The sequence below is a fragment of the Kitasatospora sp. NPDC097605 genome (genome assembly GCF_040302725.1).
GTDB lineage: Bacteria > Actinomycetota > Actinomycetes > Streptomycetales > Streptomycetaceae > Kitasatospora.
This window is the reverse complement of record NZ_JBEOSF010000020.1, coordinates 136564-156716: the sequence shown is the minus strand read 5'-3', so window position 1 is coordinate 156716 and position 20153 is coordinate 136564. Positions and strand designations below refer to the sequence as shown.

The window sequence follows — 20153 nt, the reverse complement described above, 5'->3', positions numbered from 1 at the left end:
GGGCTGCCCTCGGTGCGGTCCGCGCAGTCGCACCCGTCCGGCTCGCAGAGCGGCACCCGGACCGGCTCCGGCGGCACCGCGAAGGTCTCCGGGGCCGGGGCCACGGACGCGTCGACGGCCGGTCAGTGGTCCGGAAGGCCGAGGGCCGTGGCGGCGCGGCAGACCGCGTCCGTCTCCGGGCCGGGCTCGTCGAAGCCGCCGAAGGACCCGGGCTCCTCCACGGCGTCGGCGTCCAGCCGGTGGCCGGTCGGCTCCGGGATCGCCCGGGTGACGGCGACGTGATCGCGCAGGCGGGGTAGGCCGCTCGGTGGTCGCCGTCGGCGGCATGCCGGCCCGGGAGGGCGTCACGCTCGATGACGCCGGTCTCCTGCGGCGCGTGTCCTTCCAGGCCCACGCTCCCGGGGACGGGCCGACGCTCGCCCGGTACGTCGGCATCCACCTGGACGGGACCCGCCGGAGGGCCGTGCCCTGAAGCGGGGAAGCGGAGAATGGAGGACAGGTTCTGGCCTACACGGCTCCTACTGTGGATCACGTCGGACGGCGGCGCGGGCCGCCGGAACCGCAGCACCCACGGAGGTACAGCCATGAGCGACACCGCGACCACCACCGCCCCGATCGCGGTCACCGGCGAGCGGGCCGACCTGCTGGCGCAGCTCGCCACCCAGCGCCACTTCCTGCGCTTCACCACGCGCGACCTGACCGACGAGCAGGCCGCGCTGCGCACCACGGCCGGCGAACTGTGCCTGGGCGGCCTGATCAAGCACGTCACGTCCGTCGAGCGGTCCTGGGCCGGCTTCCTCCTCGAAGGCCCGTCCGCGATGCCCGACTTCATGAACCTGACGCAGGCCGACCTGGACCAGCGGGCCGAGGAGTTCCGTCTGCTGCCCGGCGAGACCCTCGCCGGTGTGCTCGCCACCTACGAGGAGACGGCCCGGCGCACCGACGCGTTGATCGCCGCCCTGCCGGACCTCGACGTCTCGCACCCGCTGCCCCCGGCGCCGTGGAGCGAGCCCGGCATCCGATGGTCCGCCCGTCGGGTGGTGCTGCACCTGATCGCCGAGACGGCGCAGCACTCCGGGCACGCCGACATCCTGCGGGAGTCGCTGGACGGCGCCAAGAGCATGGGCTGAGCACCGCCGGACAGCCCGCCCCCGGCGCGCGACGCGAAGCGCGCGCCGGGGGCGGCGCCGGTTTCAGCCGAGGTGCCGGCCGAAGAACCGCAGCGCGCTGTCCGGTTCGAAGTCCGGGACGTCGCCGTGCCGGCCGGGGTTGGCGTGCAGGGTCTTCTCCGCGGAGGCGAAGGCCTCGAACAGGGCCAGCCCGGCCGCGCGCGGGACGCGCTCGTCGTCCCACTGGAGCAGGAACTCCACCGGGACGGTGATCCGCGCGGCCTCCTCGGCCGAGGCGAGGGCGCCGCCGAGGCCCAGGACCGCCGCGCGCACCCGGGGTTCAGCGGCGACGAACGGGACGCCGAGCCCGCAGCCCAGCGAGACGCCCCAGTAGCCCACCGGCCCGGCGCCGACGTGGTCGAGCCGCTGGACCGCGTCGAGCACGGCCCGCCATTCGGGCACCGTCCGCCGCGCCACCAGAGCGTGGAACTCGGCGAGCAGGGGCGCCGGTTCGGCCCCGGCCTCGATGCGCGCCTGGTTGGCAGTGGCAATCCGGTCGTACTCCTGGTGCACCGGCCGGTCGCCGTGCCCGGGGACGTCCGGCGCGACCACCGCGAAGCCGTGCTCGGCGACGAGCCGGTGGGCGCGGGCCAGGACGGCGGGAGCCTTCTTGTGCTCGCCGCCGCCGTGTCCGAGCAGGACAAGCGGGCGGGGGCGGGCGGAGCCGTCGGGGGTCCAGAGCGCGCCGGGGGTCTCCCCCAGGACGAAGAGCTGCTCGCGGATGCCGTCGGACGAGGTGTCAGCGGTGAAGCGCATCACGGTACGGGCCTTTCGGAGTGCCTACTGCGGGCACTCCCGGGCCATGCGAGGGAGGGGTGCCCGACCTGTCACAGCGTTGATCGGTCCAGCGTTGATCGGTCCCACCTCCTCGGTTCGCAGCGGCGCACGGCGACGGGGAACATACCACGGCGCACCGCGCCCGCACCGCAGAGTTAGAGGGTGTCACGGACGTTATTGACACTCACGGCGATGGGAGTTACACCTTATAACGAACGCGAAATCCTCTACTTCTCCAGAAAAGGAGGGCGCGGCCATGAGTGACCAGCGCCTGCTTCAGGTCGTCCTGCCGGGTGTGGTGGCTCCGGAGGGGCTGGAGCTCCGGTACGGGACGGTGCCGGAGGCCGGCCGGGGCCAGGTGGTGATCGGCGTGGAGGCGACCGGCGTCTCCTTCGCCGAGCAGCAGATGCGCCGCGGGCGGTACTACGACCAGCCGCCGTTCCCCTTCGTCCCGGGCTACGACCTGGTCGGCCGGGTGCTGGCCACCGGCGAGGGCGTCGACCCGGCGTTGGCCGGCCGACGGGTGGCCGCACTGGTCAAGGTCGGCGGCTGGACCAGCCATCTGGCGCTCGACGCCGCGGACGTGGTGCCCGTGCCGGACGGCCTCACCCCGGCCGAGGCGGAGACCGTGGTGGTCAACGGCATCACCGCCTGGCAGATGCTGCACCGGGTGGCCCGGGTGCGCGCGGGGCAGACCGTCCTGGTGCACGGCGCGAGCGGCGGCGTCGGCTCCGTGCTGGTCCAACTGGCCCGCGCGGCCGGGGTGTCGGTGATCGGCACCGCCTCAGCCCGCAACCACGACGCGCTGCGCGAGCTGGGCGTCGTCCCGGTCGACTACCGGGACGACGACGTGCCGGCCCGGGTCCGGGAGCTGGCGCCCGGCGGGGTGGACGCGGTGTTCGACCACGTCGGCGGGCGCAGCGTGATCGACTCCTGGCGGCTGCTCGCCCCCGGCGGCGCCCTGGTCGCCTACGGCAGCGCCTCCACCCGCGACGACAGCGGCTCCAAGCAGTGGCCGGTGCTGAAGGTCCTCGCCCGCACCTGGGCCTGGAACGCCCTGCCCAACGGGCGCCGCGCCCACTTCTACAACATCTGGGCCGGCCGGGCGCTGGGCAGGGACGGCTTCCGCACTCGGCTGCGGGCCGACCTCACCGAGGTCTTCGGCGCCGTCCGCCGCGGCGAGGTCTCCGCCCGCGTCGCCGCCGAACTCCCGCTCACCAGCGCCGCCGAGGCCCTGCGCCTGGCCGAGTCCGGCACGGTCAGCGGCAAGGTCGTCCTGGTCCCCTGACCGGCGCCCGGCCGAAACCGCCGGAGCCTGTGGATGGACGACCGGTTCGTGCTCATCTGACAATATGTCAATTTCTTACGCCTTTTCGAGTATTGCGAAGGCCGTCGGCACGGACACAGGAGGTCTCATGAAGGTGGCGGAGCAGCGGGCCCGCACCGGACGGCGCGGCACGGCCGTGCGGGTCGTCGCGCTCGCGCTGGCGGGCGCGGGTCTGGTGGGCGTGACCGCCCCCACGGCCGGCGCCGTCGGCGAGGGACAGCCGGGGAACAGTGCGCACCGGGGCGGCGTGGACGCCCGGGCGCTGAACGAGGCGCTGGAGGGCGTGGTCGGGATCGGCGGGGCGTCCAGCTCCCTCGCCCGGGTGACCGAGTACGGGCGCACCGCGTGGAAGGGCGCGGAGGGCGTGGGCGACTTCTCGACCGGCGCCGAGGCCTCGGCGAACGGCCGGTTCCGGATCGCCAGCGTGACCAAGACCTTGGTGGCGACGGTCGTCCTCCAGCTGGTCGGCGAGGGGCGGTTCGGGCTGGACGACAGCGTGGAGAGCCTGCTGCCGGGGGCCGTCCCGGGCGGCGGCTCCATCACCGTGCGCCAGTTGCTCAATCACACCAGCGGGCTGTTCGACTACACCGCGGACCCGGCCATCGACGTCGACCACGCGACCTGGCTCCGCGAGGGGCGCTGGCGCAGCTGGACGCCGCAGCAGCTCCTCGCGGTGGCCAACAGCCACCCGCCGTATTCCGCGCCCGGCACGGAATGGCACTACGCGAACACCAACTACCTGCTGGCCGGCATGATCGTCGAGCGGGTCACCGGCCAGGACTGGCGCCGGGAGGTGGAGCGCCGGATCATCGACCGGCTGGGGCTGACCGGGACCTCGATGCCGGTCCACGCGACGGGGATCCGCGGCCCGCACGCGCACACCTACCTCGATCTGCCCGGCGGCCCGGTGGACGTCACCGAGATGGAGCCGAGCGAGATGGACGCGGCGGGCGTCGGCATCTCGACCACCGCGGACCTCGACACCTTCCTCCGGGCCCTGCTCGGCGGGCGGCTGCTCCCCGCACCGCTGCTCGCCGAGATGCTGACGGTCGCCCCGGCGAGCGGCGGCGCCCAGTACGGCCTGGGGATCCACCGGTTGACCACGCCCTGCGGCGAGGTCTGGGGCAACAACGGCGGCACCGGCCGCGGGCACAACAGCGCCCTCTACGGCACCCCGGACGGCCGCCGGCTGGTGGCGGTCTCGACCAACGGCTACCGCGACACCGGCCAGGGCTGGGCGACCTCGCAGAAGCTGCTGGCGACCGCCTTCTGCGGCCGCCGGCCGGCCACCGCCGCCGACGCCGCCCCGACCGGCTGACCGCCCGCCCGGTCGGACACCGGACCGGCCGGGCACCGGACCGGCCGGGCGGCTGGTGTGCCCGTCCGACCCGCGTCCGACGGGCAGCCGCCGCAAGGAGAGCCCGGAACGCCGGGCCGTTGATCGCCGGGCCGGGCGGCACCCGCAGGGCTTGCGGGTGCCGCCCGGCCCGACGGGATTCCACGCCAACTCCACGATCCTGCCGGGCCGTCCACGCGGAGACGGCTGTGGGCCCTCCTCCGCCCCTGCCGGGGGCCGCCGTCCGCCGATGCCAACTGTCAGTGCCGGGGCCTATGGTGGAGATGAAAGGTTCCGTTGCCGTTGTTTCCAGGGGGGATGCCTGATGTCCGTCGACGGGTTCGAGCTGCTGGCCGAGGCCCACGCGTATCTGCTGGCCGCCGTGCGCGGTGTGCCGGAGGACGGCTGGGGCGCCGCCACGCCGTGCAGCGAGTGGACGGTCCGCCAGGTCTTCCACCACGCCAGGCTCGACCAGCTGGCGCTCACCGCCCAGATCACCGGCGACGCCCCGGACGGCGACCCGTTCGCGCCGGTCGACGCGTTGGACGGCGACGGCCGCGACGCGGTGGTGCGGCTGGCGGCGGTGCTCGACGGGGCGATGAAGGCGTGGGAGTCGGTCCGCGAGGCCGAGACCGTGCCGACCCCGATGGGCCCGATGCCCGCGCAGGCCGCGACGGCGGTCGCCGCCCTGGACGCCGCCGTGCACGCCTGGGACATCGCCCGCGCCACCGGCCAGGACCTCCCGCTCACCGAGTCCCTGGCGGAGCGGCTGGAAGGCCCGGCGGCCCGGATCGTCGACTTCGTCCGGGACAACTTCGGGAAGTTCGGCCCCGTCGTCGACGCCCCCGACGTCGACGCCCCCGACGCCGACGGCGGCCACGCCGCCAGGCTGCTCGCCTTCACCGGCCGCGACCCCCGGTGGACGCCGCAGGCCGGCTGAGGCGTGTCCCTCTCCGGCCGTCCCGGCCGCTCCGGTCAGCCGGTCACCTGACCGGATGGCCGGCGCTCCCGAGGCCGGCACGGCCGCCGAGCGCCAACGGCCGGACCCGCCAGGACGTCACGGCCTCCTCGTCGGGCTCGCCGGCAGGCCGCCGTACGCCGTGGCGGGATCACCGCGCCGCTTCGTAGGCCTCGCGGACGGCCGCGGGGATCCGACCGCGGTCGTGGACGAGGTAGCCGTTGGCCCGGGCCCACCGGCGGACGGGCTCGTCCGCCGGGCGGGGCGCGAGCCGGCGGGCCCGGGCGGATCCGTTCCAGTCACCCGTGGACACCCCTTCCAGCCGGTCCGCCACCTCCTGGAGAAAGGCGGACAGGGAGGGGTGTTCACCGTCCTCGGGGGACGACCCTTCGGACCAGGTCCCGACGGTGCCGGTGCGCGTGTTGACGAACGTTCCGTGGAAGCCGTCGCGTTCCGCGGCGATCGGCAGCCACTCCCGGCGCCAGGACGGGTGGTCGGGATCGCCGGACGGCGCCATCTCCTCGGTGTTCATCATGCTGCGGTGGACGCGCTCGATGTCCGTGAGGCCGAGCAGGAGCGGGCCGTCGGGGACGACACCGTCCAGGCCCAGCGCGACCAGGCCGGCCCCGGCCTCGGGCCGGCGGCCGGCGTCGAGGTCGTTCGCCAGGAGCCACCGGCGCACCTCGGGCGGCAGCTCCACGCCCATGCGCCGCTCGGCCGCGTCGAGGGCCGCCGGGTCCCCGGGGCCGCCGAGGCCGGCGAGGAGGCCGGGATCGTGCCGCGCCAGCCAGGCGGTCACCCGGCCCCACGCCTGCCGGACATCGCCCGCCTCGGGTATCGGCCGATCACTCACGAGCAGTCTCCACGTTCGGTCGGGCCCCGACGACGATCACACCACGCCCCGGACCGGACCGTCCGCGGCGAGGTGTTCGCGGGCGGCCGCCAGGTGGCGGGCGGCCGTGCCGAAGTGGTGGGAGACCAGCGGCAGCACGTGCGGGTCCAGCCTACGGGTGAAGGCCTCGGCCGCCTCCAGCGGCGCCGTCGCCCGGAGCAGCAGCGCGGCCGTCGCTGCCCCGTCCGGCCCCGGCCCGGCCGCCCGGAGTCCGGCCGCGGTCCGGCGCAGCAGGATCAGCGCGTCCTCGGCGTCCGGCGGGCCGTCCGAGAAGTCGTGTCCCCACCAGGACAGTTCGACGGTGACCGCCCGCAGGTGCGCCTCGCAGCGCCGGAACCACCAGGCGGTCCACGAGGCGGGCAGATTCGCGGACTTCGGACTCACGTTGTCACTCGGCACAGGTCGATCATGTCCCACAAAGTCCGCCCGCACATGGGTAATCCGGAAAAGTCGGTCGTTCCGGCATCAGCAGCCGCGGGTGTCGGCGGGCAGCACCAGGCCGGCCGCCACCAGGCGGGCGCCGGTCACCTTGACCTGCTGGCTGTACGGCCCGGTGGGTGCCGGGCTCGGGGCGACCAGGTTCAGCCGCTCCGGCAGCTCGGTGTCCTTCACCGGCTCTCCGGTGTGCACCACGGACAGCACGCCGGAGCAGAGCGAGGTCTCCGGGGGCAGACTGCCCGGGGCGACGCCGTTGGCCGGGCCGAGCGACACCTCGACGGTGTCCAGCGGGCGGTAGGAGTAGGACGGCCGTCCCGTCGCGCCGGCGCCGACGTTGGACAGCCGCACCGCGAACCGGGTGATCTTCACCGGGATCGGGGCGCAGGCCCGCTGGGACTGCTGGGTGTCCAGGTGCAGACCGTCCAACGCCATGTAGACGCCCGGGTCGATGATGCGCAGCGAGCCAGGGAGGCGGGCCAGGTAGCCGCTCAGGGCCGTGTCGCCGAGCAGCGCGGGGTCGTCGCAGGTCGGCGTGGGCGAGGGGGTCTCGGTCGGCGTCGGGTCCGGCGAGGGGGTGTCCGCGGCGTCGGCGGAGGGGCTCGCCGACTCGCGGCCCACGTCCGTCGTCGGCGCACCGGCCGCGCCGTCCGCCCCTCCCGAGGAGCAGCCCGCCACCCCCACCATGGCGGCCGCGGCCACCACGCAGAACATCGTCCGGAACCGGCCCGGATACCCCACACCCATGATCCACCCCTCCTCGAACGAGGCCGATGATGCCAGAACTCTCCGCCGCAGAAGGGCAGTTCGGGAAAGTCCGACCCGCCCCAGCCATTCGCTTGATTTAGGCAGCGCATGCAATTATTGTTCCGACAGTGATTGCAGCTGCAATCACTCAGGGGCCGCGTCACCTCTCCGCCCGCCGACCCGATCAGGAGTCCGACATGCGCACCAGCCTCTTCAGCCCGTACACCCTGCGGTCGCTCACCATCCCGAACCGGGTCTGGATGCCGCCCATGTGCCAGTACAGCGCCGCGCCGGACGGTGCGGCGGCGGGTGTTCCCCATGACTGGCACTTCACCCACCTCGCCGCGCGGGCCGCCGGCGGCACCGGGCTGATCATCGTGGAGGCCACCGCCGTCACGCCCGAGGGCCGGATCTCCCCCTACGACCTGGGCCTGTGGAACGACACCCAGGCCCAGGCCTTCCGCCGGATCACCGAGTTCCTGAAGGCGCAGGGCACCGTGCCCGCGATCCAGCTCGGCCATGCCGGGCGGAAGGCCTCCACCGAGCGCACCTGGGTCGACCACGGCCGGGCCCTCCACCCGGACGAGGAGCACGGCTGGACGCCGGTCGCGCCCAGCGCCGTCCCCTTCGACGCGGCCCGGGTCACGCCGCAGGAGCTCAGCGTCGAGCAGATCGGGGAGATCGTCCGTCAGTTCGCCGACGCCGCCCGGCGCGCGCTCGACGCCGGCTTCCAGGTCGTCGAGATCCACGGCGCGCACGGCTACCTCATCCACGAGTTCCTCTCCCCGCACAGCAACCGCCGCACCGACGCCTACGGCGGCTCCTTCGAGGGGCGGATCCGCTTCGCCCTGGAGGTCGTCGACGCCGTCCGCGCGGTGTGGCCCGAGGACCTGCCGGTCTTCTTCCGGGTCTCCGCGACCGACTGGCTCACCGAGAACCCCGAGGACGGGCGCGAGGGCTGGACCTCGGCGGAGACCGTCCGGCTGGCCAAGGAACTGCTCGCGCACGGCGTCGACCTGCTCGACGTCTCCACCGGCGGGAACGCGCCCGACGCCAAGGTCGAGGCCGGCCCCGGCTACCAGGTGCCGTTCGCCGAGGCGGTCCGCACCGAGACCGACCTGCCGGTGGCGACCGTCGGTCTGATCACCGACCCCGCCCAGGCCCAGCAGATCCTCACCGACGGCCGCGCCGACGCCGTCCTGATCGGACGCGAGCTGCTGCGCAACCCGTACTGGGCCCGCCACGCGGCCGTCGCCCTCGGCGGCGAGGTCGCGACGCCGTCCCCGTACCACCGGGCGTAGCGAACGGCCCGGCGCGGGCAGAGCGGGAAGTCGACCCGGCCGACTTCCCGCTCCGTCGTTCGTCCGGCCCGCGGGGGAACGGACCCGGCGGAAATGCGGTGTCGGGACGGGCTCATGATCCACTAGAGTCCGGCCACCACCATCAGGGAAGTCCGGGCTCACAGGGGGTATCCATGCGCGGGGCACCTTCCGCCGTCGTCGTGACGGTCGCGGCCGCCGTCCTGGCGGGCGGCCTCACCGCCTGCGGCAGCACGGGCGGCGGCGCGGGCGGCGCATCACCGGCGGCCACGGGCCCGGCGGCCGCCGAGGCGGCCCGGACCGATCCCAAGGCGGCGCTGGCGGCGGCGGCCGAGGTGATGCGCAAGGCCGGCAGCGCCCGGTACACCCTGACCGCTCGGGACGGCGGCGAGACCAAGCCCGGTGCGGGCTTCGCCGCCTGGGCGAACCGTCCCGCCGCGATCGACTACCTGGGCGACCTCCCGAACAACCGGATCAGGGTCCGGGTGGTGGCCAACGAGGCGTACTTCGGCCCCACCGAGCAGGCCGCGGCGGCCGTCGGCGAGCAGGTCTTCTGGGTGAAGACGCCCTTCCTGATGTGGCGCCGGCCCTTCTACCCGCAGCTGAGCCTGGCGATGGACCCGGTGAACCAGCTGACCCTGGCCCAGGCGGGCCGGATCAGCGCGTTCGGGACCGAGACGGTCGACGGCGCCCGGCTCACGCACTACCGCGCCGTCGAGGACGTCGCCGCCGTGCTGAACGGGATCCCCGACCTCACCGCCGAGCACCGCCTCCACGTCGAAGCGGCCCTGAAGAAGATCGGCGAAACGTTCACCCTCGACTTCTGGCTCAACGCCGAGCAGGAACTCGTCCGCTTCCGCGCGTTCGGCGACAAGGAGGGCGAGGTGGAGGCCGTCACCGTCACCTACTCGGCGCTGGGCACCGCCCCGGCGCTGCCGGCCCCCGCCGCGAGCGACCTCCGGACCTCCCCCGACCTCGACAAGTTCCTCGACCCGTCGCCCGCCATGGCGGGCCCCGCCGCCGGCTGAGGCCCGGCCGGGTCCGCGCCCGGGTCACTCCGCCGCGGGGGCGTCGGCCGGCGGGGCCTTGAGATCGGCCGGGGGCCGCCTGGTGAACATGAACTCCTCCAGGGTCGCCACCAGCGCGGACCGGCTCCTGGTGGTCCAGGTGCCGAGGTAGGTGTGGTCACGGGCGACCGTTCCGCGCCGCTTGTAGCCGGCGAGGAGGAGGAAGTCGACTTCGTAGCACCCCTCGGGATCCCCCTCGGGCTCCCATCGGGCGTCGAAGCAGAGGCCGTCGTGCACCAGGTGACCGCTCACCAGCACCGACCCGGCGAGCCATTCGACGGTCTCCGGCGAGGGGTCCACGGCGTAGAGGCTGTTCATGTCGATCGTCCAGCCGGGTGCCACCCGCAACGGCTGCAGCCGCCGCCACGTCTCGCTCATGCCGCCCACCCCGCCCTGTCGTCCGCCCGCTCGCTCGCCCGCTCGCTCGGGAAAGCCGGCTTCCCATGATCGCAGGTCGTGCGGCGGGGCCGGTCGGGCGGTCCTGGGCGGCGCTCAGGACCGCCCGACCGGGTGTGACAACGCCCCTGCCGTCCGGGGATGTCGGTCACGGCCGGTACCGTGCGTCCGACCCGCGCGACACGAGGTGAAGGAGTGCTCATGGTGATGCCCGAGAAGGACCAGGCGACCGGCCCCGGTGAGTGGGAGGCCGCGCTGGCCGGTGCTTTCGAGATCCTGCTCGGCGGAGAACCGGACGGTGACCCCGCCGCCCGGTACGGCGTCCACTACGCCTCGGACTCCCTCGACGAGTTCCTGTTCCCGAACGACTGGGCCACCCCTGACGCCCTGTCGGCCGCCACGCCGAGGCACCTTCCCGACCCGGACGGCGAGTTCCCCTTCTCCCCCTGGACCTGGCGGTTCGACCTGAGCGAGTCGCTGTTCCGCTTCGACCCCGACCTCCTGGCCGGCACGGGGCCGTGGGGCGAGGACGGGCACAAGGGCCCCCGGCCGTTCGACGACGCCTTCGTCACCGATCTGCGGGCGGTCGCCACGGTCGACGAGGACGGCGAAACGCTGGTGCGCGGCGCGGAGCTGGGAACGCTCCTGGGCCGGCACGGGGTCGACCTGACCGACCGGCGGTGCGAGAAGCTGAACTGCTGGCTGACGGTCCTGCCCCGCGTCGCCACCGACGGCACGCTCACCGACGCGATGCGGGCCGCCACCTTCACCGAGCGCGGCCCCGAACACCTGGTGTCGGCCCACGACATGACCCGCCCCCGCTCCGCCGAGGCCCCCTGGGAGGAGCGGCTCGGCGCGGTCACCCACCCCGCGCTCCGCGACCACCTCCGCCTGCTCTGCCTCAGCCCGAGCGACGCCCGCAGCGAGGGCGGCTTCTACTACGGCGCCGACGGCTGGCCGTGGGCCGACGTCCTGGAGGCGGCCGGCTGCTCCCTCGTCGCGGGCTGGGGCTTCGGCGAGTCCCAGGCCGGCGTGGCCGTCGTCCGCCTGCCGGACACCCCGCGAGCGCACTGAGCACCCGGAGAGGCTACAGGCGGTCGTACACCGCGGAGAGGCGCTGGAGGACCTCGGCGGCGCTGTCGAGGGCCTCGGGGTCGTAGTCGGCGAGGTCGGTGTCGAGGGCCTCGGCGAGGACCCGCCGGCGGCGCACGTGGCGTTCGCGGCCGGTGTCGGTGAGGGTGACGAGGACCGAGCGCTTGTCCTCGGCCGGACGGGTGCGGGTGACGTAGCCGGCCGCGACCAGGCCGATGACCAGCTGGGTGGTCGCGGCGCCGGTGGTCTCGGTGCCGGCGGCGAGCTGACCGATGGTTCAGCGGGCCCTGGTCGGCGAGGGTGCGCAGGGCGCGGGCGTGGGTGAGCGAGAGGGCGCCGGGGGTGCGGGTGGCCCGGCCGCGCAGGCGGGCGTCGGCAGCGCTCAGGCGGTAGGCGGCACGGGCCAGGCGGTCGAGGGCCTGGGCGACGGTGGCCGCCCAGGCCGAGGAGCGCGCCGCGCACCACGAGCGCAACGGGTTCGCCCGGACCGCCGCCGACCGGGGCTGACGGGCGGGCGCCTCGGCGCCGGCGCTCAACCGGCGAACTGGCCGCGGAGGTCGCCGGGTGTCCGGGGGCGGGGCACCGTGTCCGGCGGGAGGGCGGGCGCCGCGGCCGTCGGGAGCGGGGCACCGCCGGACACGGCGGGGCCCGGCTCCGGCGCGAGCCCGGGCTCCGGCGCCGACTCCGACGACGCGGGCCGCGGCAGGCGGCGCTCCCGGGTGGCTACGGTCAGGCAGGCCACGACCAGCACGATGTTCTTCAGGATGTACTGCCCCTCCAGGGTGGGGACGGGCGGGACGCCGTGAGTCCACACGTCGTTCGGCAGCAGGACCAGCGTCGCGAACACGCCGGTCATGTGGACGAAGAACACCGCGAGGACCACCCGGAGCAGTACTCCGGTGACCAGGCCGAGCCCGATGCCGACCTCCATCAGCGCCAGCAGGAACCGGGAGACGTCGGGCGGTACCGCGTCGAAGGTCATCAGGCTCATGCAACGGGTGGCGAGGTCCTCGGCGGGGCTGGCGCCGGGGAAGAACTTCGGCAGCCCGAACCAGAGGTACAGGACGCCCACGCTGATCCGCAGGACGCCGGGGGCCACCCGCCGGTAGGCGCGGGCGAAACTGTCGGCACGGCGTCTGGACGACCGCACCATCCGTGCGGGAAACGACTCCATCTGCCCCTCCTTCATTCCGGTCCATCAGAGTTCCCAGCACCCGAACGGCGACGGGGCATGTCACGGCCGATGGGATCCGGGTGAGGGGCGGCCCGGAGCACCGACCGTGGCATGGCCTGTCAGGTACTGGCTCAGAAGTCCGCAGCTTAGCGCGCTGTTGCCGCGCCGCATAGGCTTCCCGGAGCCGCTCGACCGTGGGGGCGGCGCGGGGACGGCCCGCGGCGGAATCGCCGGTTCCACCGCGGATGCGGGCGGATGAGGCCGGGATGAGGCCGGATGAGGCCGGGATGAGGCCGGATGAGGCCGGGATGAGGCCGGGATGAGGCCGGATGAGGCCGGGGTGAGGTCGGATCAGGTCGGGGTGAGGCCTTCCGGCATCGCCGTCATGACCCCGCACCCACCCGGCCTCCCGGGCATCGGCCACGCGCCGCCCGCGCCCGCGCTGCGGGCGTTCGTCGAGCGGTACTGGTGGTGCGGGGGCGGGGCGGGCCCGCTGCCCCGGCTGCTGCCGGGGACCGGCGCCGAACTGTGGGTGCACCTGGCGGGCGGGGTGGAGTTGCGGGCCGTCGGCGGAGCCGGGGCGCCGACGCCGCTGCCGGCCGCCCACCTGGTCTGCCTCCGGCGCGCCGCTTGGCAGTTGGACCGGTGCGCCGGCTCGGCCGGCTTCGTCGCGGTGCGGTTCCGGGCCGGCGCGCTGCGCCATCTCTCGCCGGTCGGCGTCGACGAGTTGGCCGACCGGGTGGTGGGCGCCGAGGAGTTGTGGGGCGCGGCCGGGCGGCGGCTCGGCGAACAGGTCCGGGCGGCGGCCGGCCCGGCGCGACGGGTCGCGGTGCTGGACCGGTTCCTCACCGGGCTGCTGGCCGAGCACCACCGCCCGCAGCCGTGGCTGGACGCCGCCGTCGGGCGCGTCTACCACCGGCCGGCCGGTCTGCGGATGGACCGGCTCGCCGAGTCGGCCGGGGTCGGCGCGCGCCGGCTGCAGCGGGCGTTCCCGGCGGCGGTGGGGGCCGGGCCGAAGGAGTTCCAGCGTCTGGCGAGGTTCCAGCGCCTCGCCCGGCTGCTCCTGCGGGAGGACCGGCGCGACTACCTGCCGGCGGCGCTGGCGGCCGGCTACTACGACCAGGCCCACGCCATCCGCGAGTTCCGCCGGTTCACCGGCGCGCCGCCGACCGCCCTGCTCGGGCGCGGCGTGTCGCATTTCTACTATCCGCCGCTCGCCGCCGGCGGCGAGGCTGACCGGGAGTGACCGAGACGAACGGAGACAGCGGATGACCATGGTGCTGGCGATCCTGCGGGCGCGGCCCGGGCAGGCGGACGCCCTCGAAGCGGCGCTGCGCGAGGTGGCCGAGGCCACCTCGCGGGAGCCCGGCGCGCTGGCGTACACCGTCGGCCGCCAGGACGGGAACCGCTTCCTGGTGGCCGAGCGGTACGCCGACGGCGCGGCCCGCGACGCCCACTTCGCCGCCCCCTATGTGACGGGCCTGCTCGCCCGCTTCCCCCAACTCCTCGCCGAGGAGCCGCAGGTGGAGTTCGCGGAGGCGCTCACCGCCCACGGCCGCTGAGCCCCTGGCCGGGACCGGCCGGGGGTGGCCGAAGTGCGACCCCCGGCCGTCGCGCACCCGGGACGGTGCGGGGACGGAACGCTACATTGGGCGCAGTGCCGGGGAGGGGGCGGGCACCGGGTTCGTTCCCGTGCCGCGGCCGTTGGGAGGACCTGTGTCTTCACCCCGAGGAGCGGACCGGCCCCGGGGGCGCCGGGCCGCCCGGCTCGCCGCCGGAACCCTGGTCGCGGCCGCCACCGCCGTGGTCGCGCTGCCGGCCGTCCCGGCGCAGGCCGCCGCGCCCAAGGTCGTCTACCTCACCTTCGACGACGGCCCGAGCCCCCGCTACACCCCGCAGATCCTCACGCTGCTGTCCCAGTACGGCGCGCGTGCCACCTTCTTCGAGATCGGCCAGAACGTGGCCGCGTACCCCGAGGTCACCCGCCTGGTGAGCGCCCGGGGGCACAGCGTGCAGAACCACAGCTGGTCCCACCCGGACCTGCGGAACCTCTCCAAGTCCGCCTTCCAGTACCAGGTGACGGCCACCGACGCGCGCATCCGGGCGCAGACCGGCACCACCCCGGGCTGCCTGCGCCCGCCCTACGGCGGGGTGAACGGCACCGTCCGCTCGGGCGCCGCCGGCCTCGGCAAGAGCATCCAGCTGTGGAGCGTCGACCCCCAGGACTGGGCCCGCCCCGGCCGCGCCGCCATCGAGCGCCGCGTGCTGGGCGCCGTCAAGCCCGGCTCCGTCGTCCTCTTCCACGACGGCGGCGGCGACCGCAGCCAGACCGTGGCCGCCCTGCCCGCCATCCTGCGCACCCTCAAGTCCCGCGGCTACACCTTCGCCGTCCTCCCCTGCAGCTGACCGCCGGGCGCCGGGGACATCGGCGAAAGCGGCGGAAGAAGGCGCGGACGTCGGCCGTGAACAGGCCGGGCTGTTCCATGGCGGCGACGTGACCGCCATGGGGCAGTTCGACCAGTGGACGAGGGTGTGGTCGCGTTCGGCGAGCCGCCGGACCGGCCGGGCGACGTCGGCGGGGAACACCGCGACGCCGGTGGGCGTGACCCGACGCCCACCGCGCGCCGGGCGCGAGGGTCCGGGTGGCGCCGGTCAGTCCTCCTCGGCCTCCAGGAGGTCCTCCTCGGTGATCTCGTGGGTGGCCATGAGGTCGGCGGCCTCGTCGGTGGCGCCGCGCAGGCGCAGGACGCGGACCGTCAGCAGGGCCGCGTCCCAGCTGAGGCCGAGGCCCTCGGCGGCGGTGAGGGCGGCGCGGGCGGCCTCCTCGGCGGCGGCGTGGTCGCCGAGGTGAAGGTGCTCCTGGCCCAGCTCGGTCAGGACGTCGGCGAGGTCCTCGGCGGTGTCGGGGGCGGCCGGGTCGGTGGCGAGGCGCTGTTCGAGGAGGGTGCGGGCGGTGGCGAGGCGGTGGGCGGCCTCACCGTGCCGGCCCGTGGCCCGCATCCGGTCGGCGTAGCCGCGCAGGACGGCGACCGACTCGGTGGCGTGGGCGGGGTCCGGGGCGCCGTCGAGCACCGTCCGGGCCTCCGTCAGGATGTCCCGCAGCAGGCCGGTCGCGGACTCCGGGCCGCCGTGGGGGTGGCGGCCGATCGCCTGCGCGAGTGCTCCGAGGCCGTCGGCCCGCCGTCCGGCGGCGGCGAAGCCCCGGGCCGCGGCGAGGTAGCGGGCGGCCGACTCCTCGCGGTAGCCGAGCAGTTCGCCGAGCCGGACCTCCAGGTCGGGTCGGGACGGCAGGGAGTCGGGCCGGTCGGCGTCGTCCGTCTCGTCCAGGAGCTGGCGCAGCCGCTCGGCGGCGTCGCCGCGCTCGCCGCGCTCCAGGCCGATCCGGGCGAGCAGCCAGCGGCAGGCGGCCGCCTCCCCGGGCGGGCCGTGCCGGTCCAGTTCGCGGACGGCCTCCTCGGCGGCCTCCACCGCCTCGGCGAAGCGTTCGGCGGCCAGCAGGGTCTCGGCCAGCTCGACGCGGGCGCGGGCGGCGCCGGCCGGGTCGCCGGCCGTGACCAGGGCCGCCACCCGGTCGGTGAGCCGGTGGACGCGCTCGCCGCTGCGCGAGCGGAGGTCCGTGCCGGACGCCGGCAGCGGGACGGGCTCGCCGATCGGCCCGGCGGCCATCCACTCCCCCGTCCGGGTGGTCTGGTAGGCGTTGCCGTTGCGGTGGTCGAACCGGGCCGCGAGGCCGAGGGCGCGCTCGCGCAGTTCGGCGGCGAGCCCGGTGACCGTGACGTCCGGCCGGCGCCGGCCCTCGACGGTCGGGAAGCGCAGCAGCAGCGTTCCGTCGCCGCCCGCCTCCACCGCGGAGAGCACCGCGACGGCGGCCGCGGCGAACTCCATCTCGGCCAGCGGGGTCCGCGCCCGGTCCAGCCAGGAGAGGTGGCGCTCGATCAGGTCGAGCCCGCGCGCCGGGTTGCCGCTCTGGGCGCAGAACAGCAGATTGGCGCCGAGCAGGCCGAGGTCGCCCGGGTTGCCGCGGATCCGCCGGTACGCGACGCGGTGCGCCTCGGCCGCCTGCTCGCCGCGCCCGGTCCGCAGATAGGGAAGCAGCAGCTCGGAGTTGATCCACTGCGGCTGCTCGGTGCAGCCCGAGCGGCGGGCCGACTCGCCGATCCGGATCGCCTCCTCGTCCCGGCCGAGCGCGACCAGGGTCCGCACCTGGCTGCTCGGCACGCAGCCGGAACAGTCCGACAGCGCGTCGCGGCGGGTGAGCGCCATCTGCTCGTAGTACTCCTGGGCGCGGACGGGGTCTCCGACGGCCTCGGCCAGCAGCCCGCGGTGCTGGAGGACGGCGTGCGGGCTGTGGCCGCCGCGCCGGTAGCGGCGCTCCATGTCGTCGAGCAGGTCGGCGGAGCGGCCCAGCGGGATCTCCGGGAACTGGTGGACGCTGGAGACCATCCACTTGAACTGCCAGAGCAGGGTCTCCTCGTGGTCGCCGTCGAAGCGCCCCGGCTCGCGGTCGTAGGCCGCCAGGCACCAGGAGAAGGTGAGGAAGGCCTTGGCCGGCGCCCAGCTCTGCTGGAACACCTCGGTGGCCTCCATGCGCACGTCGAAGGCGAACTCGACCAGGCCGAGGGCGTCGGCGTGCCGGATCACCTCCTCCAGGGCGGCGAACCGCGCGGCCCCGTCGGGCATCACATGGGTGCTGCGGAACAGTTCGCGCAGTTCCCGTTCGGTCCGGCTCACGGTGCGCCTCCGGCGACGGCCCGGCCGATCAGGCCGAGGAAGGACTGGTTGAGGGCGGCGGTGTCGGCCGGGCGCAGCGGGTGGTGGCCGAGCAGCAGCGCCTGGACGTAGAGGCCCTCCAGGCACATCGCACGCAGCTCGGGCTCGGCCAGCGCGAGCACCTGCCGGGCCAGCGGGTTGCGGTGGTTGAGGACGAGGCGGGGCCGGGGCTCGGTCTCGCTCTGGAAGCTGCCGAGGATCGCCGCCCAGGTCTCGTCCACCTGCTCGCGGGCGCCGCGCACGTCCAGCTGGAAGGCGGTGTCGTCGTCGAGCAGGTAGAGGGCGGGCAGGCCGGAGGGTTCGAAGGAGCGGACCAGCAGGTCGCAGCCGAGCCGTGCCAGTACCGGGTCGGCGGCGGCGAGGAAGGGCGCGATGGAGCGTTCGTCGGCGGCGTCCAGCCGGGCCAGGTGGGTGGTGAGGTCCGCCGCGCGCAGCCGTTCGGTCTCCAGGGCGCGGTCGACGGTGGCGAACCGGTCGATCAGCTCGGCGTCGTAGACGTAGCCGGCGTTGACGACGGCGAGCCCCTGGGCGGCGGCGACCGGGGCCACCTGGCGGAACTCGTCGAGCAGCGGGGTGTAACGCAGCAGTCCGTAGCGGGCGGTGAACTCGGCGAGGGTCAGCGGGCCGACGTTGGTCTCCATCGGCCAGAACTCGGTGACCAGCCCGAGCATCTCGTCGTCGTGCAGCGCCAGCGCCTTGACGCCCAGGTGGTGCACCCGCAGGAAGGAGCGCAGCCGGGCCGGCTCCTGCACGCTGAGCCGCACCAGCCAGCCGCGCAGCCGGTCGCCGAGCGCCTCCCGGGTCGCCTCCAGCAGCGAGTCCTCGTAGAGCGCCTCCCGGCTCGCGGTGGGCCGCAGCTCGGTGGTGTCCACCACGCAGCGCACGAAGAACGCCCATTCGGGCAGCAGCCGTTCGGCACCCTCGGAGAGCAGCATCTGCTTGAGGTGGACGCGGTGCGCCGCCGGCACGGCCGGGTTGGCCGGCATCGGCAGGACGAAGGCGACGCCGCGCAGGCCGGCCTCCGCCGCGGCGATGTCGACGACATCGAACGGCGCGAAGCCGAACACCTCCTCGCAGTACGCCTCCAGGCGGGCCCGGCGCTCGGCGGCGCCCTCGCCCTCGGGGCGCTCCCAGGGGGCCGGTCCGCCGGTGACCGGCTCGCCGTCGACGGTGACCGGGTGCGGCAGCCGGGCGCCGTAGTGGGCGGCCAGTTCGGTGACGGCGCGGCGGGTCAGCAGGTGTTCGCGGCCGGGGCGGGGGCGCAGGGTGACGGTGGTGCCGGCCTCGGGGCGCTGCCGGTCGGCGGGGGCCGGCTCCAGCGTGTAGCCGCCGTCGGAGCGGCCGTGCCACAGCACGGTGGGCTCGCCCTCCCGGCGGGTGGCCACCTCGATGGCGTCGGAGACCATGAAGCAGGAGAGCAGTCCGATGCCGAACTGGCCCATGAACTCGTGCCGGGCGAAGCCGAGGTCGTCGCGCTTGGAGCTGCGGCCGATGGTCGCGAGCAGTTCGTGCACCTGGGCCTCGCTCAGCCCGATGCCGTTGTCGCTGATCGTCAGCGAACCGTCGCCGGTCGCCTCGGCGGAGGAGATGGCGATCCGGGGTGTGCGCTGCGGCGAGGCGTCGTCCTGGCGGACGGCGGTGATGGCGTCGACCGCGTTCTGCAGCAGTTCGCGGACGTAGACCTGCGGGCTGGTGTAGAGGTGATGGCTCAGCAGATCGACGATTCCGCGCAGGTCGACGCGAAACGTTTGGCTCACGGGTTCTTCTCCCAAGTCGTGTTGGGAGCACCCTAGGGCGGGGCACCGACACACGGGAGCGAATTTCGTGCGGGGGTTCGACCTGCGGAGGCCGGGGCCGCCCGCCGTCCGTCGCGGCGGCGGACGGCGGACGGCGGACGGGCACAGCGGGCCTGACGGTTCACGGCCGGGGGGCGCGGCGCATGGCCCAGAGGGTGGGGCCGCCGCCGGGGAGGTCGAGTTCGGCCCGGACGGTGAACCCGAAGTGCTCGTAGACGGGCAGGTTGGCCGCCTTCGAGGACTCCAGGTGGACGGGCAGGCCGGCGGCGTCGGCCCTGGCCAGGCCGGAGCGGAGCAGGGCGGCCCCGTGGCCCTGGCCCTGGGCGGCCGGGTCGGCGCCGAGCAGGGCCAGGTACCAGTGCGGCTCGTCGGGCGCGTGCGCGGCGACGGCCTCGGCGGCGTCGCGCAGCAGCGGGGCCCGGTCGCCGAGGATGTCCTGGAGCTCCCCGATGGTCTCGGCGTCCGGAACGGCCTTCGCCCGCGCCTCGGGCGCGACCCAGAAGGCGGCGGCCGCGCCGGTGCGCTCGCACAGCCCGTGGCGGGCGTACTGGCGGGTGAAGATCGTGCTGAAGTAGCGGCCCAGTTCGGCCTCGCGGACGGTGGCGTCGGGGAGGAACCAGCGCATCATCGGATCGTCGTCGAAGGCGCGGGCCAGCAGCCGGCTGATCGTTTCGGCGTCGTGGGCGGTCGCGGTCCTCGGCAGGTTCGCCGGCCCGGCGGCCGGAGTGTTCGTGGTCGACATGACGGCCATTCTGCATCGTGTTGATCTTGGGCGAAGGGCCGGGGTTGCGAGGCGGGTGCGAGGCCGGGTGACGGCGGGCGGTCGAGCGGAGGGCGCGGAACGGCGGTGTCGCGGCGGCGACTTCGGCCACCGGCACCGCAAGCGCCCCGGACCGCC

General features: G+C 75.1%; 20 protein-coding genes. 10 read left to right on the top strand and 10 right to left on the bottom strand.

Going from position 1 to position 20153, the window contains the following annotated elements; all coding sequences use genetic code 11:
* Positions 1–584 precede the first annotated feature (584 nt).
* Positions 585–1130, top strand: coding sequence for a DinB family protein (locus ABTX81_RS23355; RefSeq protein WP_350548778.1), 546 nt, complete (start codon positions 585–587; stop codon positions 1128–1130).
* A 63-nt stretch (positions 1131–1193) separates the two neighbouring features.
* Here ABTX81_RS23355 and ABTX81_RS23350 read toward each other — a convergent pair whose 3' ends face one another.
* On the bottom strand, positions 1194–1925 hold the full coding sequence (locus tag ABTX81_RS23350) for a dienelactone hydrolase family protein (protein WP_350548776.1): 732 nt from the start codon (positions 1923–1925) through the stop codon (positions 1194–1196).
* 277 nt (positions 1926–2202) lie between these two features.
* Here ABTX81_RS23350 and ABTX81_RS23345 point away from each other — a divergent pair, with 277 nt between their 5' ends.
* The 3 genes from ABTX81_RS23345 to ABTX81_RS23335 all read left to right on the top strand — a co-directional run bounded on the left by ABTX81_RS23345 (position 2203) and on the right by ABTX81_RS23335 (position 5549).
* Positions 2203–3234, top strand: a complete 1032-nt coding sequence (locus ABTX81_RS23345; RefSeq protein WP_350548774.1) for a medium chain dehydrogenase/reductase family protein — start codon at positions 2203–2205, stop codon at positions 3232–3234.
* Positions 3235–3361: 127 nt separating this feature from the next.
* Entirely contained in the window at positions 3362–4591 is a 1230-nt protein-coding gene (locus tag ABTX81_RS23340; protein ID WP_350548772.1) for a serine hydrolase domain-containing protein, read from the top strand.
* A gap of 343 nt (positions 4592–4934) precedes the next feature.
* Positions 4935–5549 carry a TIGR03086 family metal-binding protein gene (locus ABTX81_RS23335; RefSeq protein WP_350548770.1) on the top strand — a complete coding sequence of 205 codons (615 nt, stop codon included), beginning with the start codon at positions 4935–4937 and terminating at the stop codon, positions 5547–5549.
* Between the two features lie 169 nt (positions 5550–5718).
* Here the strand turns inward: ABTX81_RS23335 and ABTX81_RS23330 are convergent, their stop codons facing one another.
* The 3 genes from ABTX81_RS23330 to ABTX81_RS23320 all read right to left on the bottom strand — a co-directional run bounded on the left by ABTX81_RS23330 (position 5719) and on the right by ABTX81_RS23320 (position 7641).
* Complete coding sequence (locus tag ABTX81_RS23330; RefSeq protein ID WP_350548768.1) at positions 5719–6420, bottom strand: Lsr2 family DNA-binding protein; 702 nt, start codon at positions 6418–6420, stop codon at positions 5719–5721.
* Between the two features lie 36 nt (positions 6421–6456).
* Positions 6457–6843 carry a hypothetical protein gene (locus tag ABTX81_RS23325; protein WP_350548766.1) on the bottom strand — a complete coding sequence of 129 codons (387 nt, stop codon included), beginning with the start codon at positions 6841–6843 and terminating at the stop codon, positions 6457–6459.
* Between the two features lie 81 nt (positions 6844–6924).
* Positions 6925–7641, bottom strand: coding sequence for a hypothetical protein (locus tag ABTX81_RS23320; protein ID WP_350548764.1), 717 nt, complete (start codon positions 7639–7641; stop codon positions 6925–6927).
* A gap of 197 nt (positions 7642–7838) precedes the next feature.
* Here ABTX81_RS23320 and ABTX81_RS23315 point away from each other — a divergent pair, with 197 nt between their 5' ends.
* Both ABTX81_RS23315 and ABTX81_RS23310 read left to right on the top strand, forming a co-directional pair.
* Positions 7839–8942: an NADH:flavin oxidoreductase/NADH oxidase gene (locus ABTX81_RS23315; protein WP_350548762.1), complete on the top strand. Its 1104-nt coding sequence runs from the start codon at positions 7839–7841 to the stop codon at positions 8940–8942.
* Positions 8943–9115: 173 nt separating this feature from the next.
* Positions 9116–9988 carry an SCO4651 family lipoprotein gene (locus ABTX81_RS23310; protein WP_350548760.1) on the top strand — a complete coding sequence of 291 codons (873 nt, stop codon included), beginning with the start codon at positions 9116–9118 and terminating at the stop codon, positions 9986–9988.
* Positions 9989–10012: 24 nt separating this feature from the next.
* Here ABTX81_RS23310 and ABTX81_RS23305 read toward each other — a convergent pair whose 3' ends face one another.
* The gene (locus tag ABTX81_RS23305; RefSeq protein ID WP_350548758.1) at positions 10013–10405 is read right to left on the bottom strand and encodes a hypothetical protein; all 393 of its coding nucleotides are present in this window, start codon (positions 10403–10405) and stop codon (positions 10013–10015) included.
* 219 nt (positions 10406–10624) lie between these two features.
* On the opposite strand from ABTX81_RS23305, the gene ABTX81_RS23300 reads away from it, so the two are divergent.
* Entirely contained in the window at positions 10625–11497 is an 873-nt protein-coding gene (locus ABTX81_RS23300) for a hypothetical protein (RefSeq protein WP_350548756.1), read from the top strand.
* A 13-nt stretch (positions 11498–11510) separates the two neighbouring features.
* Here the strand turns inward: ABTX81_RS23300 and ABTX81_RS39705 are convergent, their stop codons facing one another.
* On the bottom strand, positions 11511–11738 hold the full coding sequence (locus ABTX81_RS39705; RefSeq protein WP_502892834.1) for a winged helix DNA-binding protein: 228 nt from the start codon (positions 11736–11738) through the stop codon (positions 11511–11513).
* Between the two features lie 309 nt (positions 11739–12047).
* Entirely contained in the window at positions 12048–12689 is a 642-nt protein-coding gene (locus ABTX81_RS23290; protein WP_350548752.1) for a DoxX family protein, read from the bottom strand.
* 385 nt (positions 12690–13074) lie between these two features.
* Here ABTX81_RS23290 and ABTX81_RS23285 point away from each other — a divergent pair, with 385 nt between their 5' ends.
* The 3 genes from ABTX81_RS23285 to ABTX81_RS23275 all read left to right on the top strand — a co-directional run bounded on the left by ABTX81_RS23285 (position 13075) and on the right by ABTX81_RS23275 (position 15095).
* The gene (locus tag ABTX81_RS23285) at positions 13075–13935 is read left to right on the top strand and encodes a helix-turn-helix domain-containing protein (RefSeq protein ID WP_350548750.1); all 861 of its coding nucleotides are present in this window, start codon (positions 13075–13077) and stop codon (positions 13933–13935) included.
* Positions 13936–13957: 22 nt separating this feature from the next.
* Positions 13958–14251 carry a putative quinol monooxygenase gene (locus ABTX81_RS23280; protein WP_350548748.1) on the top strand — a complete coding sequence of 98 codons (294 nt, stop codon included), beginning with the start codon at positions 13958–13960 and terminating at the stop codon, positions 14249–14251.
* Positions 14252–14405: 154 nt separating this feature from the next.
* The gene (locus ABTX81_RS23275; RefSeq protein ID WP_350548746.1) at positions 14406–15095 is read left to right on the top strand and encodes a polysaccharide deacetylase family protein; all 690 of its coding nucleotides are present in this window, start codon (positions 14406–14408) and stop codon (positions 15093–15095) included.
* A 246-nt stretch (positions 15096–15341) separates the two neighbouring features.
* On the opposite strand, the gene ABTX81_RS23270 is transcribed toward ABTX81_RS23275, so the two are convergent.
* The 3 genes from ABTX81_RS23270 to ABTX81_RS23260 all read right to left on the bottom strand — a co-directional run bounded on the left by ABTX81_RS23270 (position 15342) and on the right by ABTX81_RS23260 (position 20006).
* A complete protein-coding gene (locus ABTX81_RS23270) occupies positions 15342–17420 on the bottom strand; it encodes a hypothetical protein (RefSeq protein WP_350548744.1) in 2079 nt (692 codons plus the stop codon).
* Positions 17417–19216 carry an HSP90 family protein gene (locus tag ABTX81_RS23265; protein ID WP_350548742.1) on the bottom strand — a complete coding sequence of 600 codons (1800 nt, stop codon included), beginning with the start codon at positions 19214–19216 and terminating at the stop codon, positions 17417–17419. The genes ABTX81_RS23270 and ABTX81_RS23265 overlap by 4 nt, the downstream gene beginning before the upstream one ends.
* Before the next feature lie 160 nt (positions 19217–19376).
* The gene (locus tag ABTX81_RS23260; RefSeq protein ID WP_350548740.1) at positions 19377–20006 is read right to left on the bottom strand and encodes a GNAT family N-acetyltransferase; all 630 of its coding nucleotides are present in this window, start codon (positions 20004–20006) and stop codon (positions 19377–19379) included.
* Positions 20007–20153 lie beyond the last annotated feature (147 nt).

Bases quoted from the DNA above. Each gene is read 5' to 3' on its own strand.
- ABTX81_RS23335 (WP_350548770.1), top strand. From the start codon at position 4,935: ATGTCCGTCGACGGGTTCGAGCTGCTGGCCGAGGCCCACGCGTATCTG.
- ABTX81_RS23300 (WP_350548756.1), top strand. From the start codon at position 10,625: ATGGTGATGCCCGAGAAGGACCAGGCGACCGGCCCCGGTGAGTGGGAG.
- ABTX81_RS23345 (WP_350548774.1), top strand. From the start codon at position 2,203: ATGAGTGACCAGCGCCTGCTTCAGGTCGTCCTGCCGGGTGTGGTGGCT.
- ABTX81_RS23260 (WP_350548740.1), bottom strand. From the start codon at position 20,006: ATGGCCGTCATGTCGACCACGAACACTCCGGCCGCCGGGCCGGCGAAC.
- ABTX81_RS23305 (WP_350548758.1), bottom strand. From the start codon at position 10,405: ATGAGCGAGACGTGGCGGCGGCTGCAGCCGTTGCGGGTGGCACCCGGC.
- ABTX81_RS23280 (WP_350548748.1), top strand. From the start codon at position 13,958: ATGACCATGGTGCTGGCGATCCTGCGGGCGCGGCCCGGGCAGGCGGAC.
- ABTX81_RS23320 (WP_350548764.1), bottom strand. From the start codon at position 7,641: ATGGGTGTGGGGTATCCGGGCCGGTTCCGGACGATGTTCTGCGTGGTG.
- ABTX81_RS23290 (WP_350548752.1), bottom strand. From the start codon at position 12,689: ATGGAGTCGTTTCCCGCACGGATGGTGCGGTCGTCCAGACGCCGTGCC.
- ABTX81_RS23285 (WP_350548750.1), top strand. From the start codon at position 13,075: ATGACCCCGCACCCACCCGGCCTCCCGGGCATCGGCCACGCGCCGCCC.
- ABTX81_RS23315 (WP_350548762.1), top strand. From the start codon at position 7,839: ATGCGCACCAGCCTCTTCAGCCCGTACACCCTGCGGTCGCTCACCATC.
- ABTX81_RS23350 (WP_350548776.1), bottom strand. From the start codon at position 1,925: ATGCGCTTCACCGCTGACACCTCGTCCGACGGCATCCGCGAGCAGCTC.
- ABTX81_RS23355 (WP_350548778.1), top strand. From the start codon at position 585: ATGAGCGACACCGCGACCACCACCGCCCCGATCGCGGTCACCGGCGAG.
- ABTX81_RS23340 (WP_350548772.1), top strand. From the start codon at position 3,362: ATGAAGGTGGCGGAGCAGCGGGCCCGCACCGGACGGCGCGGCACGGCC.
- ABTX81_RS23310 (WP_350548760.1), top strand. From the start codon at position 9,116: ATGCGCGGGGCACCTTCCGCCGTCGTCGTGACGGTCGCGGCCGCCGTC.